This window comes from Mesorhizobium sp. B2-3-14, assembly GCF_006442175.1.
In the GTDB taxonomy this organism is placed as follows: Bacteria; Pseudomonadota; Alphaproteobacteria; order Rhizobiales; family Rhizobiaceae; genus Mesorhizobium; species Mesorhizobium australicum.
In genome coordinates, this window is sequence record NZ_VFVP01000019.1 from 21,761 (window position 1) to 39,974 (window position 18,214).

Consider the following 18,214-nt stretch of genomic DNA (forward strand, 5'->3'; position numbering starts at 1 on the left):
GGCTTAAATGAGCGAAGGCTCGGACTGGCCCTTCCAGGCGGTCGCCCAGCGCTCGAACCAGACGAGCAGGTAGTTGACGGTCAGGCCGATGACGGTGAGCGTCAGGATGCCGGCATACATGTCGGCCGTTTCCATCATCAGTTGCGAGTTCTGGATGAGGAAACCGAGGCCGGATTTGGCCGCCAGCATCTCGGCGCCGATCACCGCGAACAGCGAGGATTTGACCGCCAGCCGCGCACCGGCGACGATCGAGGGATGCTGGCCGGCAGGATGACTTTCCGGAACAGGTCGAAGTCAGACGTGCCCATCGAGCGCGCCGCTTTGATGAGCAGCGGATCGACCGACTTCACGCCGCTGATCGTGTTGACGAGGAGAAAGAACACCGAGGAGTAGAAGGTGATGGCCACCTTGGATTCCTCGCCGATGCCAAGCAAAAGGATGAACACCGGCAGCAGCGCGAATTGCGAGGTGTTGCGTAGCGTCTGCACCAAAAGGTCACTGACCTTCTCGAACAGAGAGTAGCGGCCCATGAGCAGGCCAAGCGGGATGGCCACCAACACGCCAAGCGCGAAGCCGATGGCCGCGCGCTGCAGGCTGATGCCGATATGCTCGACCAGTACACCCGAGGCAAGCAGGTCCCACCAGGCAAGCAGCACCTCGCTCAGCGGTGGAAAGAAGATGTGGTTCAGCCAGCCGAGCCGCGGCGCAATCTCCCACAAAAGGAAGAACAGGCCGAGCAGCGGCAGGCCATAGACGAAGGTGCCACCATACGTTCCTTTCCTGCGGGCTTTGACCTCTTGGGCTGCGCCACGCGCCTTGATTGCAGGAATTTTTGCGGCAACGGCGGCCTCGCCGCGAAACCCGATGGCAGGGCCGAGCTTTTCGGTCAGATAGGCCATGGTTCTAACTCCTCAATGGCCGAAGGCCGGCGACAGCGTCCAGTCCTTCTGCGCCCTGTTGACCTCGTCGCGCAGCACGTCCCAGACGCGGGCGCGATACGCGTTGAATTCAGTGCTGGCGCGGATGTCGCCGTCGCGCGGCCGCGGCAGGTCGATATCGATGATCTCCTTCACCGCGCCCGGCCGCGCCGTCATCACCACCACGCGATCGGCCAGGAAGATCGCCTCGTCGATCGAGTGGGTGACAAAAATGACCGTCGTCTTGATCTTGCCCCAGATGCGCAACAACTCGCCCTGCAGCAGTTCGCGCGTCTGCTGGTCGAGCGCGGCGAAGGGTTCATCCATCAGCAGCACTTCTGGATTGCTGGCGAGCGCGCGGGCGATCGCCACGCGCTGCTGCATGCCGCCGGAAAGCTGGTTGGGGAAACGATCCTCGAAGCCGGCAAGCCCGAACAGCGACAAAAGGTGCCTGGCCGTCGCCGTCCGCTCCGTCTTCGCCACGCCGCGCACTTCCAGCGCATATTCGATATTGGCGAGCGCCGTGCGCCAGGGAAACAGCGCATATTGCTGGAAGACGTAGCCGGTCTTGGGATCGGGACGCGTGATGCGCCTGCCGTCGAGTTGGACGTCGCCGCCGGTCGCCCGCGTCAGCCCGCCGATAATGTCGAGCAGCACCGACTTGCCCGAGCCGCTCGGACCGACCAGCGTGATAAACTCGCCCTTGCGGATGGCAAGATCGACGCCGTCGAGAACGGTGACGCGATCGGTCGCCTCGCCGTCGACGGTGACGAACTGTCCTGGTTTGAGCTGGAAGGTCTTGCTGATGTCGTTGACGACGATGCGGTTCATGTCTTGCCGCTTCCTATTGCGCCACGCGGATGCGGTGCGTCGGGTCGAATTCGGAGCCGCCGGCCTTGCCGCGCGTCCAGCCGAGTGCGCGGGCATAGGAGCCGAACAGAAGGCGCGCTTCGACCTCTGCCTCGGTGATGCCGGTTGGCCCTTCGGCTGCCTCGGCCACGTAAAGAGCGTCGGTCGGACAATAGATTTCGCACAGGAAACAGGTCTGGCAGTCGTCCTGGCGAGCAATGACGGGCGCGCCATGCTCGGTCGCGTCAAAGACATTGGTCGGGCACACCTTGACGCAGATGTCGCACTCAATGCAGCGCGTGGCCGAGACGATCTCGATCACGACGCCAGCTCCGCCAGCCGCCCGGGCGCCCCTTCGATGCGGAACTCGTCGACACCGGTGACGATCAGGCGATGCGCCAGTGCCGGATTCTTGCCCGGCAGGTCGACGCGGCGATGCATGCCGCGGCTTTCGGTACGGTGCAATGCCGCGGCTACCGACCAGCGCCCGACTGCGGCGATCGACGCCGCTTCGCGCGTGCGAATCCGGTCGCCCCCCTCGCCCCACAAATGGTCACGCACGTCGCGCCAGATGCTCTCCAGCCGCTCGCTGCTTTTCTCAAGGCGGCCACCATCCCGGAAGAAGTTCTTGTCGAGCGGCGTCACCTCGTTGCGCACCGCCTCAATGACCTCGCCTGCCGCGATATCGGCACGCGGCGCCGCCGCCGGACGCAGACCGGCCTGACCGAGCGGTTGTACGGCGCCCCGAAACGCTTTGCCGCTACGCCGCTTCGCGTGGGTCGAAGCCCCTTTGCCTGCCCACCAGCCGCTGGCCAGCGCCCAGGAGGAATTCACGGCGCCGCCGCCCGACACGGCGCCGGTCACGATCTCGCGGCTGGCCGCATCGCCGGCGGCGTAGAGGCCGGGCACGCCGGTGGCGCAATCGTCGGACACGATGTCGATGCCGCCAGTGCCGCGCACCGTGCCTTCGGCGCGCAGCGTGATACGGAACAACTCGCTGAACGGGTCGATGCCGGCACGGTCATAAGGCACGAAGCAGTTCGGCTGGCCCTGGCGCAGCCAGCCCTGCAGCGCCGGTTCGGCCTGGTCCAGCCGCGCATGGACCGGGCCGTCGATCAGCGCGCGGGCCACTTCCTCCTCGCGGTCGCCGATGCCGTTGCGCAAAGGTTCGCCAGTAGAGCCCAGGATCGGCGAACCATCCTCGCGGTGGAACGAGGCCCAGCGGAAGGGCAATCCCTTGTTGAGCGAGGAGCCATAAGGCGCCAACGTATACTTGCCGGTGAATTCCATGCCCGACAGGCTGGCGCCGGCCTCGGCCGCCATCAGATAGCCGTCGCCGGTCTGCCCCGTGCCGCCGAGGATGCGCTCGCGAAAGGCACAGCCGCCGGTGGCCAGGACCACCGCGCCCGCCTCGACGCGCCAATCGTGGCCGGCCTGCCTGGCGACTCCGGCGGCACCAACGATGGCATCGCCGTCGGACAAGAGTTCCAGCGCGGGATGGTGGTCGAGCACGGTCACGCCGGCAAGCAGCACCCGGCGGCGCATGAAGCGCATATAATCGGGCCCACGCAGATTGGCGATGTAGAGCCGGCCGTCATCCTCGCTCGGGAAGGGATAGCCCCATTCCGAGAGCCTGAGCAAATTGCGGTAGGCGGTGTCGACGCAGCGCAGCATCCAGCGCTGGTCCGCGAGCTCGCCCGTGCGCTGCCAGCGCCGCTCGACCACCGCATGCCTGTTGTCGCCCGGGGGCACGCACCATGTGCCCGTGTTCGACGGCGCCGTAGCGCCGCTGGTGCCGAGATGGCCCTTGTCCGCCAACACCACCTTGGCGCCGCTTTCAGCGGCCGCGACAGCCGCCCATGCTGCGGACGGGCCGCCGCCCAGCACCAGCACGTCGACCTGGAGCTGCAAGGTATCAGAAGCTGATTTTTGCGATTTGGGCATGGATGCTCGGCGAAGGAGTGTGAGGCGGTTGGCGTTATGCGGCGCGGGCCGCACCCGAGAACCACAGCGGCTCGTTCCCGGCGCTCCATTTGATGTTGCAGCCGATCGACGGCACTTGGCTTGCGGCGGGCCTGCCGCCCTCCAGCACCGAGTCGACGGCCGCGCGCAGATCAGCACCAGTCACCGGCCTGCCATTGCCCGGCCGCGCATCGTCGAACTGGCCGTGATAGGCAAGCCGCCGGTCGGCGCCGAACAGGAAGAAGTCAGGCGTACAGGCCGCGCCATAGGCTTTGGCCACTTGCTGCGACGCGTCCTTCAGATAGGGGAAGGAATAATCGAACTTTTCGGACTCCTCGCCTATCCGCGCGAGCGTCTCCTCGGGATGCTCTAAATGGTCGTTGGCGTTGATCGCTAGCACCTGCAGGCCCTTCGGCGCATAGTCCCTGGCGAATGCAGCAAGCTGCTCGCGGATCAGCACGACAAAGGGGCACCGATTGGAAATGAAGGCGACGAGCAGGGCCGGCTTGGCATCGAAATCGGCAAGCTTGTGCAGCACGCCTTGCGCGTCGGCCAACAGGAAATCGGCGGCCCTGGTGCCCAGCTCGATCGGGTTGGATTCGGTTTGCGGCATCGATGTCTCCGTTGCAGCGGTTTCATGCAGGTACTTATTCTATCAATTTAGTAGGATTATACGCCTGAGGGCGCGTCTGCGGTCAACCGGGCAGCTTAGAATATCGTGCCAATGTTTCAGGCCGCGCCGGCACGGTTGTTCGAGATGAGGCTGTGTTGGAAGAAACGCGATTTGGCCAGGGAACATGGCTCTGGCAGCGGCGACTTCAATCTGCAGCTCCCGCGCCAGCTTCAGGAACGCATGATCCTAGACCTTGCGAACGACCGCCTCACCATCTGCCCCGATACCGATCGCGATCCGCTCGCCGGAAACAATGCCCCCAATGTCGCAAACCACCAGCGGCATGCTGATCGCGTAGAGGAACTCGGCGACGATGGCGCCAACGGCAAGGATCGGGTCCGGCCGTTCCAGAAGAATGCCGGCCGGCGCCGTGCCCCTGCGGATTGCCTCGGCCAAGACAGAGGAAGAAGACGAGGACCCTCGCCCGCTCGGCATGACCAGTATCTTGCCGGAGACATTCTGGCCAAGGCCTGGGTGCGAATGATCCGTTATGTCGCCGGTCTCGGCGTCTATGCCGCCCCAGAAGCTGAGCGGTTGCGAGAACACCAGCGCCTCGCCCTCGGCGGCACCGGCCAGTTGGAATGTGCCGGCTCTTTCAACGACCTTCACTTCAATCGACCGCGTCATGAGCCGCTCCGCACGACGTGCCCTGCGGCGGCGGAGCGGATGCAATCCTTCATTTCGGCGAAGGCGACGGTCACGCCGATATTGCCCGGCGCATAATGCGCCCATTTGCCGGAATTGGTCATCACCACGCCGTCGAGACGCTCGAGAATCGAGGTGACATAGGTGCAGGTGTCAGCGACCGGGACCAGGCCGAACGCCTCCATGCCAGCCAATGCCCCCTCCTCCTGCAATTGTGTCAGCGTCGCGCGGCCGGTGTTGACATAGATCGGGATGCCCCTGCCCGGCGCCACCGCACGCAGCAGCGGCAACAGGCGCATCCATTCCTGGTGGGAAAAGTGCGGCGTGCCCAGTGACACGGCTGAAAGCAGCGCGCCGTCGGGCACTCCAGACAGTCTGGCCAGCGCATGGTCGATATCGGCGCGGCTGATGCGGATCGTCTCTTCCGGCGCATGGCCATGGAACGCCTCGTCGAGCGTCCGCGCTTCCGGCGTGATCGCGACCGCATGGAACAGCGCCACCGCGCCGGTCGTTGCCGCCGCCGCGCCCAGCGCCTTCAACTGGTCCTCGTCGCGCGGTTGCGGCAGACCGACGATCACAGGAATGCGGTCCCCACTGGCTTGCCCGATGATCAGCCCGACGCCGACGAACAGGCTGTCGCTCGGCTCCCCGTCGGCAACATCCAGCTCGAACAGGATGCGGCCGCGCCGGTTCTCGCTGAGATGCAGGCCCCAGCCCGGTGCGCGACCCGTCATGGCACAGCACAGGTCGATGAAATCGCCATAGCGGTTGGTGCGAGCGCCGATCACCGAATTGGCGAAAACGATGGCATTGGACTCGCCCCAGGCGATCTGCTGGCCGAATTCAGGCCGAAACCGCGTCTGGTAAGGGGCACAGGTGAATGTGGCCTGGCAGCCAAGTTCCAGATGCGCCGTCATCAACCGCCGCGCCGGCATTTCTTCAGCCGCCGGCATCTTGACCATGCCGGGATGAATAAGGTCGAACGACCCGACATTGAGCGTCGTCGGCACCCGGACACGTCCGCTTCCCTCGACCAGCCGCTCGACGAAGTCGAGCCCTGCCTTGCCGTGATAGAGGCAACCGTCGATATGGGCGCCGGTGATATCGAGCAGGCCGCTGGCGCCAATCGCGTTGGAAAAGGCGACGAGGATTTTCATGGCGGCGGCCGCGGCTGGGCCTTGCTCGCCATCGAGCATGGATTGGTCGCGGGCCGTCAGGTCAAGCGTCATCAAGGTGCTCCGGGCTTAACTTGGGCCCGGCTATGCGTTCCTTATTATCAGCGGTCTGGCAAGAGCCGAAACGACGATCAGCCCGCCGCCGCAATCAGCACTGTGCTCTCCGGCGACCAGCGCAGCACCACATCCTGCCCCTCCGCCAACCTGTCGGCGCCAGTATTCTGGACGATGACCTTCAGCGTCTGACCGGCGCAGCCGCGAGGCGGAGCGAGCGCCCGGCTTCGATCAGCGAGTCGTCACCTCGAGGCCGAGGCGGAGCGAAGCCGGCAGCAGCGCCAGATAGAGGTTCTGCGAGAAGAAGACGGCGTCATTGCCCAGCGTGAACGCCCACGGCGTCCCGTCAGCGGCAGGTCGGTCATGAGGGAGAAAAAGACCATGGCGAAGGCGGGAAGACCGGAGGCAATCGCTTTGCAGAAGAACGAAAGCCCGCTCCGGGAACCGGAGCGGGCCTTGGAGGAGGATGAAGGGGTGGGACCCTCTCCTCTTGTTTCCACGGGGGGTGTGGACCGCAATCACCATACAGCCGTCCTGCGGGGCGCATGATCACAAGCCGGCCTGCTTCCATCACATTCCAGTGCACGCCGGCGCGGGTTCGCTCACGGGACCGCGACGCCGGCGACACAAGAGGAGCCGGCTAGATGCGTCCCAGGACGACAAGGATGATGACGATGATCAACACAAGTCCGAGACCGCCACCGCCATAGTAACCGGTTCCGTAGAACGGGCCACCGCCCAGACCGCTGAAGCCGCCGAGCAGCGCGAGGATTAGAATAATGATAAGTATCGTTCCGAGACCCATGGCCTTCCCTGCTCCTGAATGCGCGCTTTCGCGCTGGTTCAACATCGCGCCATTTCGGATGTCGCAAGGTATGAACGTTTTAGAGGGGCTGGCGTTCCGCTGGACTATTGCGGCTACGGGACACACAGCCCGCAACGCAGAAAGCCCGCCTGGACGGCGGGCTTTCCAACCGGCCGGAGGCCAGGAGAGTGCGGTCAGGCCTACGGCTGGTTCCGCAACCTCCCTCAGCCTCAGCGGCGTGCGATCAGCAGGCAGAGCTGCCGCAAGTCGCGGTCATAGGTCCCTTCGCTGCTGAGGACATCGACGCAGCGCTTCTTCATGCGCGTCACCTGCGAGCTTGACATCTGGGCCACGACACCAGGAACGTTGGGGTGATTGGGATTGGATGGGTTGTTCGGGTTGGACGGATTGCTGGGATTGGTGCCGTTGCCGATGCCCGCGCCGACACCAATGCCACCGGCGCCGCCAACACTGGCGCCAAGCCCCGCATTGATGCCACCCGTTCCGCCAACATTGGCCCCGAGCCCGGCGTTGATGCCGCCCGAACCACCGATATTGGCGCCGGCTCCTGCATTGACGCCATTGCTGCCGCCGACCGACGCGCCGAGCCCGGCGCTGACGCCCCTCGAGCCGCCGACATTGGCGCCGGCTCCGGCGTTGACGCCACCGCTGCCGCCGACCGAGGCACCGACGCCGGCATTGATGCCGCCACCGCCGCCGACCGAGGCGCCGACACCGGCATTGACACCGCCGCTACCGCCAACCGAGGCGCCGACACCGACGCCAAGACCTGCTGCGTTTGCTGGCACGGACAGAACCAAGACTATTGCACTACCCGCCAACACACTGGCGACTGTCTTGATGGTAAAGGCCATAACACTCTCCTGTTGTCGTTGCGCTAGGCAGTCGGCATGCAGCCGATTGCGATGGCAACTACGTCGAAGAGAGTTTTGAGTTTCAATTCACGCTATACATGTGAGCGGCATGGTATTAACTGTCGAAACAAGAAAGCGGTAATGATAATAAAAACATAATATACTTGTAGAAAATATCTAACGGCAGACGTTTGCAATGTCTATATTTTGAGAAGTTTACGAGAAAAAACGATTTAGAGCCAGCTGTTGGAGAGCCGATGATTTGGTGCCAGGCTGCTTGCTACCGAACAGCCAGGATACAGCACCTCACCTGCGGAGCAGTTCCGGACCACTAGCCGCTAAGGAGCCCTGTTGGCCAACTCTGGATCAAACAGGACCGGCCACTCTCGCGTGACAGTCTGGCCTTCAGAATATCCGGTAAAACAGCCTATAGCGCACGCGCTCCATATAAGAGCGGTACTCCGGTTCCGCGGCAAGCAAGGCCTCCTCGCGCAGAATGCGGTACACCTGCAGATAGGTGATAACCGCATAGACGGCGAGATTGTAGAAGGAAAAGGCCGACAGCAGGTAAAGGACATGGCCGGTAAGGTAACCGGCATAGATCGGATGCCGCACCAGGCGGTAGGCGCCGCCGGTCATCACGCCGCGATTGGCGGGCAGGATGGCAAAGGAACGACCCAGCGACAGCTTTCCCCAGATGACGAACCACAGTGCCAGGAACTGCAGCGGCGCGGCGACATAGATGGGGATGATGGGGATGCCCGGTTCCATGGTGATCAAGGCGACACCAAAACTGGCGGTCACCGAAGCGACTACCGCAAGCGGGCTCCAGTCACGCGTCACCGGCCGCCGCGATAGCAGCAGCCAGGTAAAGGTGAGCGTCTCGGAGACCGCCACGAGCGCGATATTGAACCGGGTGGGATCCTGCACGAAGTGATACACGCCCCGGTACACAAACAGCGCGGCGCATGCGAGCGCACAAATGCGAAAGAAGCCTTCGCGCAAGTCGGCCAGGATCTCGCGCTTGCGCGCTTCGGATATCATCCCGCCCTGGTTGACGCGCGGAAGCGTTTCGCTTTTTGGTGCAAGCAAGGCAAGAACCCCGATCATCCCTCGGAGGGACCTTTGCACGCAACCATTGCTGTGCGGTTAACCGAGAAGATCATATCGGCATCAGAAACGGCGACGGCGCCGCCGAAAGAGACACAAGGCACGGCCGTGCAGATTGTCTCCGCTTCGAGGATCGCCAGGAATGGGTTTCGCCCGAGTTGATCCTCTCCTTAAGGGATTGGCCAGCTACCCCAGAATGCGTTGCTGAAATACCTGGCGAAATCCGGGCTCTGCGGCAGAACCTTACCGTCGGCGTCGCGCAGAATGCCGGCGGCGAAGAGGTAGTTGCCGATCGCTTCCATCTTGGCAGGGTCCAACGTCCCGATGGCACCATTTTGCCCGCATAGATAATTGCCCTCGAGCAGTGCTTTCAGCGAGGCGTGGACCAAGGCCGGATTCGTCAGGGCATCCTTGTTGGCGGCTATCAGCAGCGTGGCGGCCTCCCCTGGATGATCGACGGCGAATTGGTAGCCGCGCCGCGTTGCCTGGATGAAGGACGACGCCAGTTCGGGGTTCGCCTGGAGATACGCTTCGCTCGAAGAGATAAGCGTGGTGTGCTCATCGGGGACGCCATGGTCGGCATAGACGAAACTGCGCTGCTTGACGCCCCTGAGTTCGGCTTCGACGCCCTCCCAGGTCGACACTTCCAGCGTGAAGTCGACCGAACCGTTGGCCAGCGCCTCGTAGGCGGAAGTGCCCAGCGTCACCGTCTCGAAATCGCCCTTGCCGCCGTCGTGACGGATGATGGTCGAGATCAGCGCGGTCTCCCAGGCGCTGCCGAAACCGCCATAGGTCAGGCCATTCAGATCTTTCGGGCTTTTGATTTCGCTGCGCGCGGCATTGAACACCAGCCGGCCTGTCTCGGACTGCACGACGGCATAGACGCCCTTCAGATCGGCCCCCGCGGTCTTCTGGGTGAACAGGCTGATGGTGCCGTTGATCCCGAAATCGGCGACATGGTTGGCGACAAGCGTGCCGGCACCGGTATCGCTGTACGGCAGGATGTCGACCTCGATGCCGGCTTCCCGATAAAATCCCTTATCGCGGGCGACGAACAGGCCGATGTGGTTGGTGTTGACCGTCCAGTCGAGGGCGACTGTGACCGTCCGCGTTGCCGCGAAGGAACGGCTCGATCCGGTGATCAGCGGTACGCTGCCGGCAAGGGTGAGCAGCAGGGCTCGCCTGCGCGTCAAGTCAATCATGGTCATGTCCTTTGGATGGCTGGGGGTTGAGCAAAATGTCGAGAATCTCGGCCTCGAGTGCCCCGGCCTGCCGCGTGGCCGCGCTGGCGGAATCGCGCGCGCGCGGCAGCGGCACCTTGATCTCGCGCACGACCCGGGCAGGCCGCGCGGACAGCACATAGATGCGGTCGGACAGGAACAGGGCTTCGCGCACGTCATGAGTGATCAGCAACGCCGTCCAGTGGTGGTGCCGCCACATCTGTTCGAGCCAGCGCTGCAGGGCCGCACGGGTCAGTGCGTCGAGCGCGCCGAACGGCTCGTCGAGCAGCAACATATCGCGTTCCTGCACCACGGTGCGTAAAAGCGCCGTGCGCTGGCGCATGCCGCCCGAGAGCTGCGCTGGAAAGTGCCACTCGAAGCCGGCAAGGCCGAACTCGGCAATCAGCGGAGCCACACGCTTCCGGGCCGCCTTGCGGCTGACGCCTTGCACCTCGAGTCCGAGCGTGGTGTTGTCGAGGATGCGCCGCCACGGCATCAGCGCGTCGCGCTGCGGCATGAAGGCGAAATGCCTGCCGTGATCGTCGAGCGGCACGCCGTCGAAGAACATCTCACCCTCGCCATGCTCGGCGCCGGTCAGAAGCTGGAACAGCGTCGACTTGCCGGCTCCCGAAGGTCCAAGGATCGAGACGAATTCGCCGGCATCGACACGAAGCGAAATGTCGGCGAGCACATCGAGCCCGCCAAACGCCTTGCGAACATGCCGCAATTCGAGCCGGCTCATGCTTCTGGACCTTTTCCAGCGCCTTGCCTGCCAGCGGCTCGTTCCCAGGGCATGGCAAGACGCTGCAGCAGCATCGTCAGCCCGAACAGGACAAGGGTGAGCGCTGCGCTGACGCAGACGGCGGCGAGCACCAGGTCGGGACGGAAATTGTTCTTGGCGTTGAGCATGTAGATGCCCAGCCCTTTGGCCGCGCCTGCATATTCGGCGAAAATGGCGCCGACGACGGCATAGGTGATGGATATCCTGAGGCCAGCGAAGAAATAAGGCAGCGCCGAAGGCAATCGTGCCAGCATGAAGACACGCCAACGCCCTGCTCCCATGGCACGCAGCATCTGACCGATCTCCACCTCGGTAGCCTCGTAGCCCTGTACCAGCGCGACCAGCATCGGGAAGAAGGTGACCAGCGCCACCAGCATGATCTTGGGCGCCAGCCCGAAGCCGAACCACAGCACCACCAATGGCGCGATGGCGACCAGCGGCAAAGTCTGGCTGACTATGAAGATGGGAAACAGTGCTCGCCGCAAAGGCTGGAAGAAGTCGACCAGCATCGACAGGGCGAAGGCGGCACTGAGCGAACAGGCAAAACCGATCAGCGTGGCGCGGACCGTGGGAATGGCGTTGTCGACCAAGGCTTCCCGATTGAGCATCGCCTGTTCGAAGACGCGCGAGGGCGCCGGCAGAACCGTCGGCTTGATGCCGGAAATGTTTGCGTACAGTTCCCAGGCCACGAGCACCAAACCGATCGATATCACGGCCGGCGCTGTTTTTGCGAAGAAGCCCGCGACGTTACGCGGGTTGAATGACGATGAGACCACGAGCGGTTCAGACGGCGGTGGGACTGTTGGCCGAGACCGTGACATCGAGGGTTACATGGCCGGCGCCGGGCCCGAAGCGGCAGAAGGCTTCATCGAGGGCCGAGAAGATCGCGCCGGCATCGCCGCGCAGCTTGGTGCAGAAATTCTTGGAGCGATCGTAGACGCCGGACTGCTTCAGGAAATCTATGCAGCCATAGATTTCGTCCATGTGGTCGTCAGTGCCCATCACATAGAGCGAGAACTGCGCCGCCGCCGGCTGGCCAGTGGCCGGCGCGCCGCGCACTGCGGTGATGGCGGCTTGCTTGCGCGGGCCGAGTGGCCCGGCAGGTCCGCCGAACGTGTCGGAGCGGCAGATCGGGTCATCCGGCTCGCCTGGGCAGCCACGCGAAATGGTGGCTGACAGCACGCAATGCCTGCCGCTGCCAGACGCGGCCACGAAAAGGTCGCGCAGCGCAGGGAATAACACCTCGGGGGGCCCGACCAGCAAGGTCGAAATGTCGTCGGTCTCGATCCTGAGCTTATCGCGGTACGGATCGAGCGCGCCGAGCGCGCCCAGAATGATGCCGACGAAATCGTCGGCCATTGGATATAGGGAAACCTGTGCGCCTGAAAACATCGCCCGCCTCGCTCCGCTGGTATTACCCAGATCAGCTTCTAGGGTCTGTGGGCTTGCCGCCCCCGTCTCAGCCCCGACCGTACGGAGCACCCCTGTGGATAGGCGCGTTAAAGCATCATTCGGACGGTTGGGAAAGCTGTTTTTTTGGCAAGCCGCGCTAAAGCATTGCCCGAGCTCCAGGGCAATTGGACATCGCCGGCGCGGAAATTTGTCTGGAACCTTCGCCATTCCGAGGGGTTGTCCCACCAGTCGCTGGACGCGATTCCAGGACCAATTTTCCGTTCGGGATTGTGTCAAAACAAGAGATTGAGCGGTTCATGATTTCCGCGAAACCGTGCACCGTTCCCGGCGACGAGTTCACAGAAAATGGAGACAAATCATGTTCATGAAAATCCTCGCGGCTTCGGCCTTCACCATTGCCGTTGCAACATCCGCCATGGCACAAAGCAATAGCGCAGCGGGCGCGGATGGGCCCGGCGGTAGCGGCAAGTCCGTCACTGTGGACCCAAGCACCCCGGCTTCACCCAGTACGATCGATCCGGGCGCGACCAACAGCACGACCACCACGCCGGGCGACATGAATTCCAATGCGGACAAGAATTGCCCGACCAACCCGCCGGGTGCACAGACGGACGCCAATGGCAACGCCACCGCGCCGACCGTGAACGACAACAACTGCGGAAAGTAGTTTGCCATCGCGATATGAGAACCGCGGACGCAGTTTCCGCGGTTCCCATTATTGGGATTCAGTGTCCGCGACTACCCGCTTGCGGCTCTGGTGCCGCTTCACTGCCCACCCGGCCAAAGACCCTTAATTCAGCGTACGGTTTGCCGGCCCGGGGGCGTGGGAATGAGGCGTATATTTTCATCAGCCGTTTGAGCAGGCGCCCGTAGGTGAGGTGCCGAACCCGGCCATTGGCAAGATCGAACTCCACCATCCCCCACCGCCTTACGGGACCCTTTCCGGTTGGCGGACCCAGTCGCCTGACCTGGAAGGCCAGCCTGACCTTGCGGCCGGCGACATCCAAATAGATACCGGGTTTAGCGCCCAATACGTGCCACATCCGGGCAACGTGCCCGATCGACATGTCGGACGAAATCGCCATGTGGTCCCGCTCAAGTCGAGCCCAGACGAAATCACCGGCTGGCTGCCGCATCCCCGACACCAGATTCTTGCAATAGGCTGGCACCACCTCACGCACCAACCGGCGCATCGCGCTCGCCACGCCGTCCACCATATCCCGCCGCGATGCCCAGTCTGCTTCGGTGAACAGCACTTGTCCGAGGATGTCGCCGTCGTCGAAATTGGCCGACATCTTATGCAGTGTCACGCCGCCATGGACCGCATGCTGGCCATCCGCGACAAGACGATGGAGAGGATGTGGCCCCCGGTAGTTGGGCAGCAGCGCCGGATGAAAATTAAGCCCGCCCTTGGGAAAGAGGTCGAGCAGCTGCTGCGGGATCAAGGTCGGGAAAGCGAAGCAGATCAGCACATCCGCGGCGATGTCAGGCAATTGCCGGGCAAGCTCGTTCCAGTCGTAAGGCCGGCGGAATTCGATCAGCTTTACCGGCGTGTTGCCGAGATGGCGCCTGAGCAAAAGCCGGCGCCTCAGCCTGCGCCGAAAATTGCCAATGCTGAAGCCTCTGGATGGGCGTTGAAAACCAGGCACGATGATCGCACCAACACGGTTTCCCGCCTCGATCCATCCGGAAAGCAGCGGCCCGGTATAAGCAGAAACATCCAGGATGAAAATTGCATTGAGTTGCCCGGCGCAGGCCGCGGGTTCGGAAGAAATCATCTTCTCAAGCCCAGCGGGGCAAGACGTAGCCTGCCCGCACCAGCAATTCGATCACCGTTACAACTCGGCCGGCCAGGCCCGAAAGCCGGCCTGGCCGGTCAGGCTGCCTTGGAAGAAAGCGGTCCCGCCGCAACACTTGAGAGTCTTTCCCGCTTCACCAACACCGGCTTTTCGTAGATCTTCTTCATGCTCATCCCCGATGATCGATCAACCCACACAGTTGGCCAGCAACGCAACGAACTGTCAACCGCCACGGCGGCCAACAGCCCCTATGCGTATGATCCTTGGCAATCGACGGGCGTTTATACCCCACCTGCTGCCAAAACGGCTGGTGAACCTTATGAAACCGCCTTTTCACGAACCGGCAGCTTCCAGCCTGGTCTGACGAAATGGCAGGTGTAGCCGTTGGGATATTTCTCGAGATAGTCCTGGTGCTCGGGTTCGGCCTCCCAGAACGCTCCGGCCGGCGCAAGTTCGGTGACGACCTTGCCGGGCCACAGGCCGGAGGCGTCGACATCGGCGATGGTGTCCTCCGCCACACGCTTCTGCTCCTCATCGGTGTAGTAGATTGCGGAGCGATAGCTCATGCCGACATCGTTTCCCTGGCGATTGCGCGTCGTCGGATCATGTATCTGGAAGAAGAATTCCAGAAGCTGGCGAAAGCTGATTTTCGCCGGGTCGAAGGTGATCTCGATGGCTTCGGCATGCGTGCCATGATTGCGATAGGTGGCGTTCGGCACGTCGCCGCCACTGTAGCCGACACGCGTGGCAAGGACACCCGGGAAGCGCCGGATCAAATCCTGCATGCCCCAGAAGCAGCCGCCGGCAAGCACTGCACGTTCGCTCGAAGTCGCCATGTCACGTCTCCTCAAAAGGCAATTCCGGGGAAGTGTAGCGGCTCTCCGTCGGGAATTGCGCGGCACAAACTTGGATAGTGCATAAATGGGCATTGCTGCCAGCTTCGTCCAGTCAGACGAGCGGTCGTCCGGTTGTATTATAGGGGGATCGCACGACGCCGCTCACCCTAGCTGCGCGGATGCCGGGTCCGGCTGCTGGCGGCAGCCGGCAGATATCGCGTGCCGGGCGGAATGACGGCAAAGCTGATCGCCGCCGGCGGTGCCTCGCGCGACCAGTTGAAAAGAACGGTCTTGACCGGGATATTGTCCACCCACGCCAGAAATCTTGACGGCACGTGACGACCCGACCAGACCATCAGCATGCCGTGATCGCGCAACCGCTGCCTCGTGATCCAGGGTGCGAACCGCATATCGAGATCGGTGAAGATAGACGGCTTGTCATAGGCGTTGAGGCCAGCCAGCATGGCAAGATTGGTGTCGCCACCGACGATGTCGAGCCGGCCCGGCGCCGCCGCGTGCCAGATTGCCTCGGCCTCGTCCGAGATCGGCCGCGCCGGCCAGCAGACGGCGTCCATGCGTCCCCGCACATTGCAGTCCGTCCATCGGATCGCCCCATAGGCGCCCGACATGGCGACGATGCAGATGAAGGCGCAGATCGCCAACCTCCTCATCTCGACGGCACCGAGCCGGTGACCGAGAAAGGCGAGCGCGACGACGCCGACAAGATTGTACATCGGCGCGCCCCAGGCTTCCCCGGTGCCGGTGAACAACGAGACCACCATGATCAGCGCCGCCGGCCCAAGCCCCATCCAGCAGAGATAGACGAGCGTGTCGCGCTCGACCGGCACTTGCGGGGCTGGTGAGCGCCGCAATAGCCCTGATAGCGCCAACACCAGGAGAAAGCCGGAAAGGCCGGCCATCTGGACGCCGATATAATAGAGCCGCGCCCGGTGCTCGCTCACCCATGCATCGCGGCCGGCGAAATAGGTCAAAGGCAGGAAATCGATGCGGTAGAGTGCGATGGCAAGCGGCGCGGCGACGGCGAGAAACACAGCCAGGCCAAGCCATGGCCAGGGTGTCGCCAGCCGGCTGCGCGCACGTGGGTCGCACAGCAGCCAGAGGCCGCCGAAGGCAAGCAGCAAGCCGGTGGAGAACTTGGCGTAAAGCCCAACGCCCGACACCAATCCGAGCGCCAGCCACCAGCCCGGCCCGCCGCCGCGGCTGGCGCGCCACAGCAACCAGCAGATCGCCGCCCAGAACGGCATCTGCGCATAGTCGTGATTGAATTGCGGCGTCGGCCAGCCGAAGAAATAGACCGACGGCATCAAAAGCACGGCGGCCAGCGCTTTGTCGCGGCCGAGCGTGTCGCGAGCCAGCAGGTAGACCAGGACGAAAGTGGCCGAGATCGTCAGCTGGGCCAGCAGATATTGCGGCCAGCGGAACGATCCGGTCAGGAGATGACTGATCTCGAGCAGCCAGCCGGGGAGTTGCGGATGCTTGTAGGTCAAAAGCACCCATTCGCGGCCCCACATGAAGCCTTCCACGACGTCGCCGGGCGGTGCGGGATCGATGAGTGTTGGCACCAGGGTCCAGCACAGGATCTGCACCAGGCACAAAAGTGCCAGCAAACCCCAAGGGTGCCGAAGCAGCGCGGACCAAACCAATGACGAGTCCAGGCCCACGGCAGGCAGTGCTGCCGGCACCCAACGATCCATGGAGTCGTCAATTCCCGCCATGCCGCGCTTAAATCACATCGCCCGGTTTGCCGAATAGCCCCAAGGTCAAAGCTTACAAAAAAGTATACTTGCGTGCCATTGCAATACCAAGATTGAGCGGGAATCTCGGCGTTCTATTGCCCTCCCCGGGCAAAACAGCCCGCACACCTGATCCCACTTCAGCATCCCGGACATTCGATGCGTCACTAGCATGCCGTCATCCATCACCGCGCGCTCGACTTCTGGCTGGCGCGCGCGGCTGTCCTCGTCATCATCTGCCTGCAGCTTCTGGTCATCAACGATCTTTCGTTCGGCCCTCGCTGGCTGGCGCCGGCGCTGGAGGCCGCCCTGCTGGTGCCCCTATCCGTGGCCACCGCCTGGACGCAGGTCGCCACCCAGAAAGCGGTCGAGGAAGAGCACTGGTATCTCGTCGGCCGTTTTCGCGTCATGATCCGCAGGACGGCCCTGGTAATGACCGGCGTCGTCAGCGTCATGAACTGCGGTTCGCTGGTGCTGCTGGTGCGCGTGTTGCTGGCGGGACATGCCGGCAGCAGCGGCCAGACATTGCTCGTCGACGCGCTCAACATCTGGCTCACCAACATCATCGTCTTCGCCTTGTGGTTCTGGAGCACCGATCGCGGCGGGCCGCCGACCTGCGGACTGGTCAAACGCGCCCATGCCGATTTCCTGTTTCCGCAAATGACCCTGGACGATCGCGAGATCCGCGACTGGCTGCCTGGCTTCGTTGATTATTTCTTCCTCGCCTTCACCAATGCGACGGCGTTTTCACCAACCGACACCTTGCCGCTTTCCCAGCGCGCCAAGCTTTTGATGATGGCGGAGGCGATGATCTCGCTGCTCACGATCGCGCTGGTCGCGGCCCGCGCCGTCAACATCCTGGCCTGAGTACGGTTTTTCCGACCTTGCGCCGAAGAGGAGCCGGGCCTCGTATCCGTGAACGATGAGCGGCCCGAAAACGCAAGAAAGCCCGCCCTGGCGTGAGCCAAGGCGGGCTTGTGGTTCGATCGAGCCGTCAGGTGCCGGTCCCAAAGCAGGGCCGGCCGTCAGTCCTCCGGGGCTGGCCCGAACTTCCGCACGATCACCTCGAACAGAATATCCGAGATCCACATGGCGCAGACGCCGATGAGGAAGGCAGCCGCCAGCGTCGTCGTGTCGTCACTGGCCAGCGGCAGCCCGGTGGCGCGGGCATACTGGACCACCGGCAGCGTCAAATAGGCGGCGGCAAGCGCGCCGCAGATTGGCGACGCGACCATTTCGCGCAGCTTGTAGCGGTGACGCGACAAAGCCCGCAGGACGCCGCCGGCGAGACCGGCGGCAACGACCGGCCCCTTGATGCCAAGCAGGTCGAAGAGATCGTGCATCAT

The 18,214-nt window shown here is 63.3% G+C and carries 20 protein-coding genes, 2 pseudogenes and 1 riboswitch; of the genes and pseudogenes, 2 read left to right on the top strand and 20 right to left on the bottom strand.

All coding sequences use genetic code 11. The annotated features are described in order from the left end of the window. Positions 1 to 3: 3 nt before the first annotated feature. From FJ950_RS29055 to FJ950_RS29130, 15 genes and pseudogenes are all read right to left on the bottom strand, one after another. Positions 4 to 899, bottom strand: a pseudogene (locus tag FJ950_RS29055) (ABC transporter permease). Between the two features lie 12 nt (positions 900 to 911). Further along, complete coding sequence (locus FJ950_RS29060; RefSeq protein ID WP_140620635.1) at positions 912 to 1,748, bottom strand: ABC transporter ATP-binding protein; 837 nt, start codon at positions 1,746 to 1,748, stop codon at positions 912 to 914. A gap of 13 nt (positions 1,749 to 1,761) precedes the next feature. Beyond that, positions 1,762 to 2,088 (bottom strand): ferredoxin family protein, encoded by a 327-nt coding sequence (locus tag FJ950_RS29065; protein ID WP_015317062.1) that lies wholly within the window; start codon positions 2,086 to 2,088, stop codon positions 1,762 to 1,764. Then, positions 2,085 to 3,710 (bottom strand): FAD-binding protein, encoded by a 1,626-nt coding sequence (locus FJ950_RS29070; protein ID WP_140620637.1) that lies wholly within the window; start codon positions 3,708 to 3,710, stop codon positions 2,085 to 2,087. The genes FJ950_RS29065 and FJ950_RS29070 overlap by 4 nt, the downstream gene beginning before the upstream one ends. Before the next feature lie 34 nt (positions 3,711 to 3,744). Beyond that, a complete protein-coding gene (locus tag FJ950_RS29075; protein ID WP_140620639.1) occupies positions 3,745 to 4,341 on the bottom strand; it encodes a thioredoxin family protein in 597 nt (198 codons plus the stop codon). Positions 4,342 to 4,587: 246 nt separating this feature from the next. Further along, positions 4,588 to 5,028, bottom strand: a complete 441-nt coding sequence (locus FJ950_RS29080; RefSeq protein WP_140620641.1) for a DUF126 domain-containing protein — start codon at positions 5,026 to 5,028, stop codon at positions 4,588 to 4,590. Continuing rightward, on the bottom strand, positions 5,025 to 6,275 hold the full coding sequence (locus tag FJ950_RS29085) for an aconitase X (RefSeq protein WP_140620643.1): 1,251 nt from the start codon (positions 6,273 to 6,275) through the stop codon (positions 5,025 to 5,027). The genes FJ950_RS29080 and FJ950_RS29085 overlap by 4 nt, the downstream gene beginning before the upstream one ends. Positions 6,276 to 6,352: 77 nt before the next feature. After that, a pseudogene (locus tag FJ950_RS30025) lies at positions 6,353 to 6,469 on the bottom strand (TOBE domain-containing protein); the annotation flags it as partial. 446 nt (positions 6,470 to 6,915) lie between these two features. Then, entirely contained in the window at positions 6,916 to 7,080 is a 165-nt protein-coding gene (locus FJ950_RS29100; RefSeq protein ID WP_023769518.1) for a DUF3309 family protein, read from the bottom strand. A 230-nt stretch (positions 7,081 to 7,310) separates the two neighbouring features. Next, positions 7,311 to 7,955 (bottom strand): hypothetical protein, encoded by a 645-nt coding sequence (locus FJ950_RS29105; protein WP_015317055.1) that lies wholly within the window; start codon positions 7,953 to 7,955, stop codon positions 7,311 to 7,313. 405 nt (positions 7,956 to 8,360) lie between these two features. Then, positions 8,361 to 9,047, bottom strand: a complete 687-nt coding sequence (locus tag FJ950_RS29110) for an isoprenylcysteine carboxylmethyltransferase family protein (RefSeq protein ID WP_224531680.1) — start codon at positions 9,045 to 9,047, stop codon at positions 8,361 to 8,363. Between the two features lie 188 nt (positions 9,048 to 9,235). Further along, complete coding sequence (locus FJ950_RS29115; RefSeq protein WP_140620645.1) at positions 9,236 to 10,267, bottom strand: ABC transporter substrate-binding protein; 1,032 nt, start codon at positions 10,265 to 10,267, stop codon at positions 9,236 to 9,238. Continuing rightward, positions 10,260 to 11,027 carry an ABC transporter ATP-binding protein gene (locus FJ950_RS29120; protein WP_140620647.1) on the bottom strand — a complete coding sequence of 256 codons (768 nt, stop codon included), beginning with the start codon at positions 11,025 to 11,027 and terminating at the stop codon, positions 10,260 to 10,262. Before FJ950_RS29120 ends, FJ950_RS29115 begins: the two co-directional genes overlap by 8 nt. Beyond that, on the bottom strand, positions 11,024 to 11,887 hold the full coding sequence (locus FJ950_RS29125) for an ABC transporter permease (protein WP_181171482.1): 864 nt from the start codon (positions 11,885 to 11,887) through the stop codon (positions 11,024 to 11,026). Before FJ950_RS29125 ends, FJ950_RS29120 begins: the two co-directional genes overlap by 4 nt. Then, complete coding sequence (locus FJ950_RS29130; RefSeq protein WP_015317050.1) at positions 11,850 to 12,458, bottom strand: YkoF family thiamine/hydroxymethylpyrimidine-binding protein; 609 nt, start codon at positions 12,456 to 12,458, stop codon at positions 11,850 to 11,852. Before FJ950_RS29130 ends, FJ950_RS29125 begins: the two co-directional genes overlap by 38 nt. Beyond that, positions 12,449 to 12,562, bottom strand: a riboswitch (TPP riboswitch). (Overlaps the previous gene by 10 nt.) Positions 12,563 to 12,837: 275 nt before the next feature. Here FJ950_RS29130 and FJ950_RS29135 point away from each other — a divergent pair. Next, positions 12,838 to 13,146 (top strand): hypothetical protein, encoded by a 309-nt coding sequence (locus tag FJ950_RS29135; protein WP_140620649.1) that lies wholly within the window; start codon positions 12,838 to 12,840, stop codon positions 13,144 to 13,146. 58 nt (positions 13,147 to 13,204) lie between these two features. On the opposite strand, the gene FJ950_RS29140 is transcribed toward FJ950_RS29135, so the two are convergent. The 4 genes from FJ950_RS29140 to FJ950_RS29150 all read right to left on the bottom strand — a co-directional run bounded on the left by FJ950_RS29140 (position 13,205) and on the right by FJ950_RS29150 (position 16,778). After that, a complete protein-coding gene (locus FJ950_RS29140) occupies positions 13,205 to 14,257 on the bottom strand; it encodes a formyltransferase family protein (protein WP_140620651.1) in 1,053 nt (350 codons plus the stop codon). A gap of 98 nt (positions 14,258 to 14,355) precedes the next feature. Next, entirely contained in the window at positions 14,356 to 14,445 is a 90-nt protein-coding gene (locus tag FJ950_RS29720) for a putative RiPP precursor (RefSeq protein WP_210161496.1), read from the bottom strand. A gap of 150 nt (positions 14,446 to 14,595) precedes the next feature. Then, complete coding sequence (gene msrA / locus FJ950_RS29145; RefSeq protein ID WP_140620653.1) at positions 14,596 to 15,114, bottom strand: peptide-methionine (S)-S-oxide reductase MsrA; 519 nt, start codon at positions 15,112 to 15,114, stop codon at positions 14,596 to 14,598. A 167-nt stretch (positions 15,115 to 15,281) separates the two neighbouring features. Continuing rightward, entirely contained in the window at positions 15,282 to 16,778 is a 1,497-nt protein-coding gene (locus FJ950_RS29150; protein WP_246681403.1) for a glycosyltransferase family 39 protein, read from the bottom strand. Between the two features lie 270 nt (positions 16,779 to 17,048). On the opposite strand from FJ950_RS29150, the gene FJ950_RS29155 reads away from it, so the two are divergent. After that, positions 17,049 to 17,735, top strand: a complete 687-nt coding sequence (locus tag FJ950_RS29155) for a hypothetical protein (RefSeq protein ID WP_348641182.1) — start codon at positions 17,049 to 17,051, stop codon at positions 17,733 to 17,735. A 158-nt stretch (positions 17,736 to 17,893) separates the two neighbouring features. On the opposite strand, the gene FJ950_RS29160 is transcribed toward FJ950_RS29155, so the two are convergent. Next, entirely contained in the window at positions 17,894 to 18,211 is a 318-nt protein-coding gene (locus FJ950_RS29160) for a hypothetical protein (protein ID WP_140620677.1), read from the bottom strand. Positions 18,212 to 18,214: the final 3 nt, after the last annotated feature.

What these genes read in the sequence shown, in the direction of transcription:
- FJ950_RS29720 (WP_210161496.1), bottom strand. Translation starts at nt 14,445, where the DNA reads ATGAAGAAGATCTACGAAAAGCCGGTGTTGGTGAAGCGGGAAAGACTC.
- FJ950_RS29130 (WP_015317050.1), bottom strand. Translation starts at nt 12,458, where the DNA reads ATGTTTTCAGGCGCACAGGTTTCCCTATATCCAATGGCCGACGATTTC.
- FJ950_RS29125 (WP_181171482.1), bottom strand. Translation starts at nt 11,887, where the DNA reads ATGTCACGGTCTCGGCCAACAGTCCCACCGCCGTCTGAACCGCTCGTG.
- FJ950_RS29140 (WP_140620651.1), bottom strand. Translation starts at nt 14,257, where the DNA reads ATGATTTCTTCCGAACCCGCGGCCTGCGCCGGGCAACTCAATGCAATT.
- FJ950_RS29135 (WP_140620649.1), top strand. Translation starts at nt 12,838, where the DNA reads ATGTTCATGAAAATCCTCGCGGCTTCGGCCTTCACCATTGCCGTTGCA.
- FJ950_RS29075 (WP_140620639.1), bottom strand. Translation starts at nt 4,341, where the DNA reads ATGCCGCAAACCGAATCCAACCCGATCGAGCTGGGCACCAGGGCCGCC.
- FJ950_RS29105 (WP_015317055.1), bottom strand. Translation starts at nt 7,955, where the DNA reads ATGGCCTTTACCATCAAGACAGTCGCCAGTGTGTTGGCGGGTAGTGCA.
- FJ950_RS29100 (WP_023769518.1), bottom strand. Translation starts at nt 7,080, where the DNA reads ATGGGTCTCGGAACGATACTTATCATTATTCTAATCCTCGCGCTGCTC.
- msrA (WP_140620653.1), bottom strand. Translation starts at nt 15,114, where the DNA reads ATGGCGACTTCGAGCGAACGTGCAGTGCTTGCCGGCGGCTGCTTCTGG.
- FJ950_RS29080 (WP_140620641.1), bottom strand. Translation starts at nt 5,028, where the DNA reads ATGACGCGGTCGATTGAAGTGAAGGTCGTTGAAAGAGCCGGCACATTC.
- FJ950_RS29115 (WP_140620645.1), bottom strand. Translation starts at nt 10,267, where the DNA reads ATGATTGACTTGACGCGCAGGCGAGCCCTGCTGCTCACCCTTGCCGGC.
- FJ950_RS29070 (WP_140620637.1), bottom strand. Translation starts at nt 3,710, where the DNA reads ATGCCCAAATCGCAAAAATCAGCTTCTGATACCTTGCAGCTCCAGGTC.
- FJ950_RS29085 (WP_140620643.1), bottom strand. Translation starts at nt 6,275, where the DNA reads ATGACGCTTGACCTGACGGCCCGCGACCAATCCATGCTCGATGGCGAG.
- FJ950_RS29120 (WP_140620647.1), bottom strand. Translation starts at nt 11,027, where the DNA reads ATGAGCCGGCTCGAATTGCGGCATGTTCGCAAGGCGTTTGGCGGGCTC.
- FJ950_RS29160 (WP_140620677.1), bottom strand. Translation starts at nt 18,211, where the DNA reads ATGCACGATCTCTTCGACCTGCTTGGCATCAAGGGGCCGGTCGTTGCC.
- FJ950_RS29060 (WP_140620635.1), bottom strand. Translation starts at nt 1,748, where the DNA reads ATGAACCGCATCGTCGTCAACGACATCAGCAAGACCTTCCAGCTCAAA.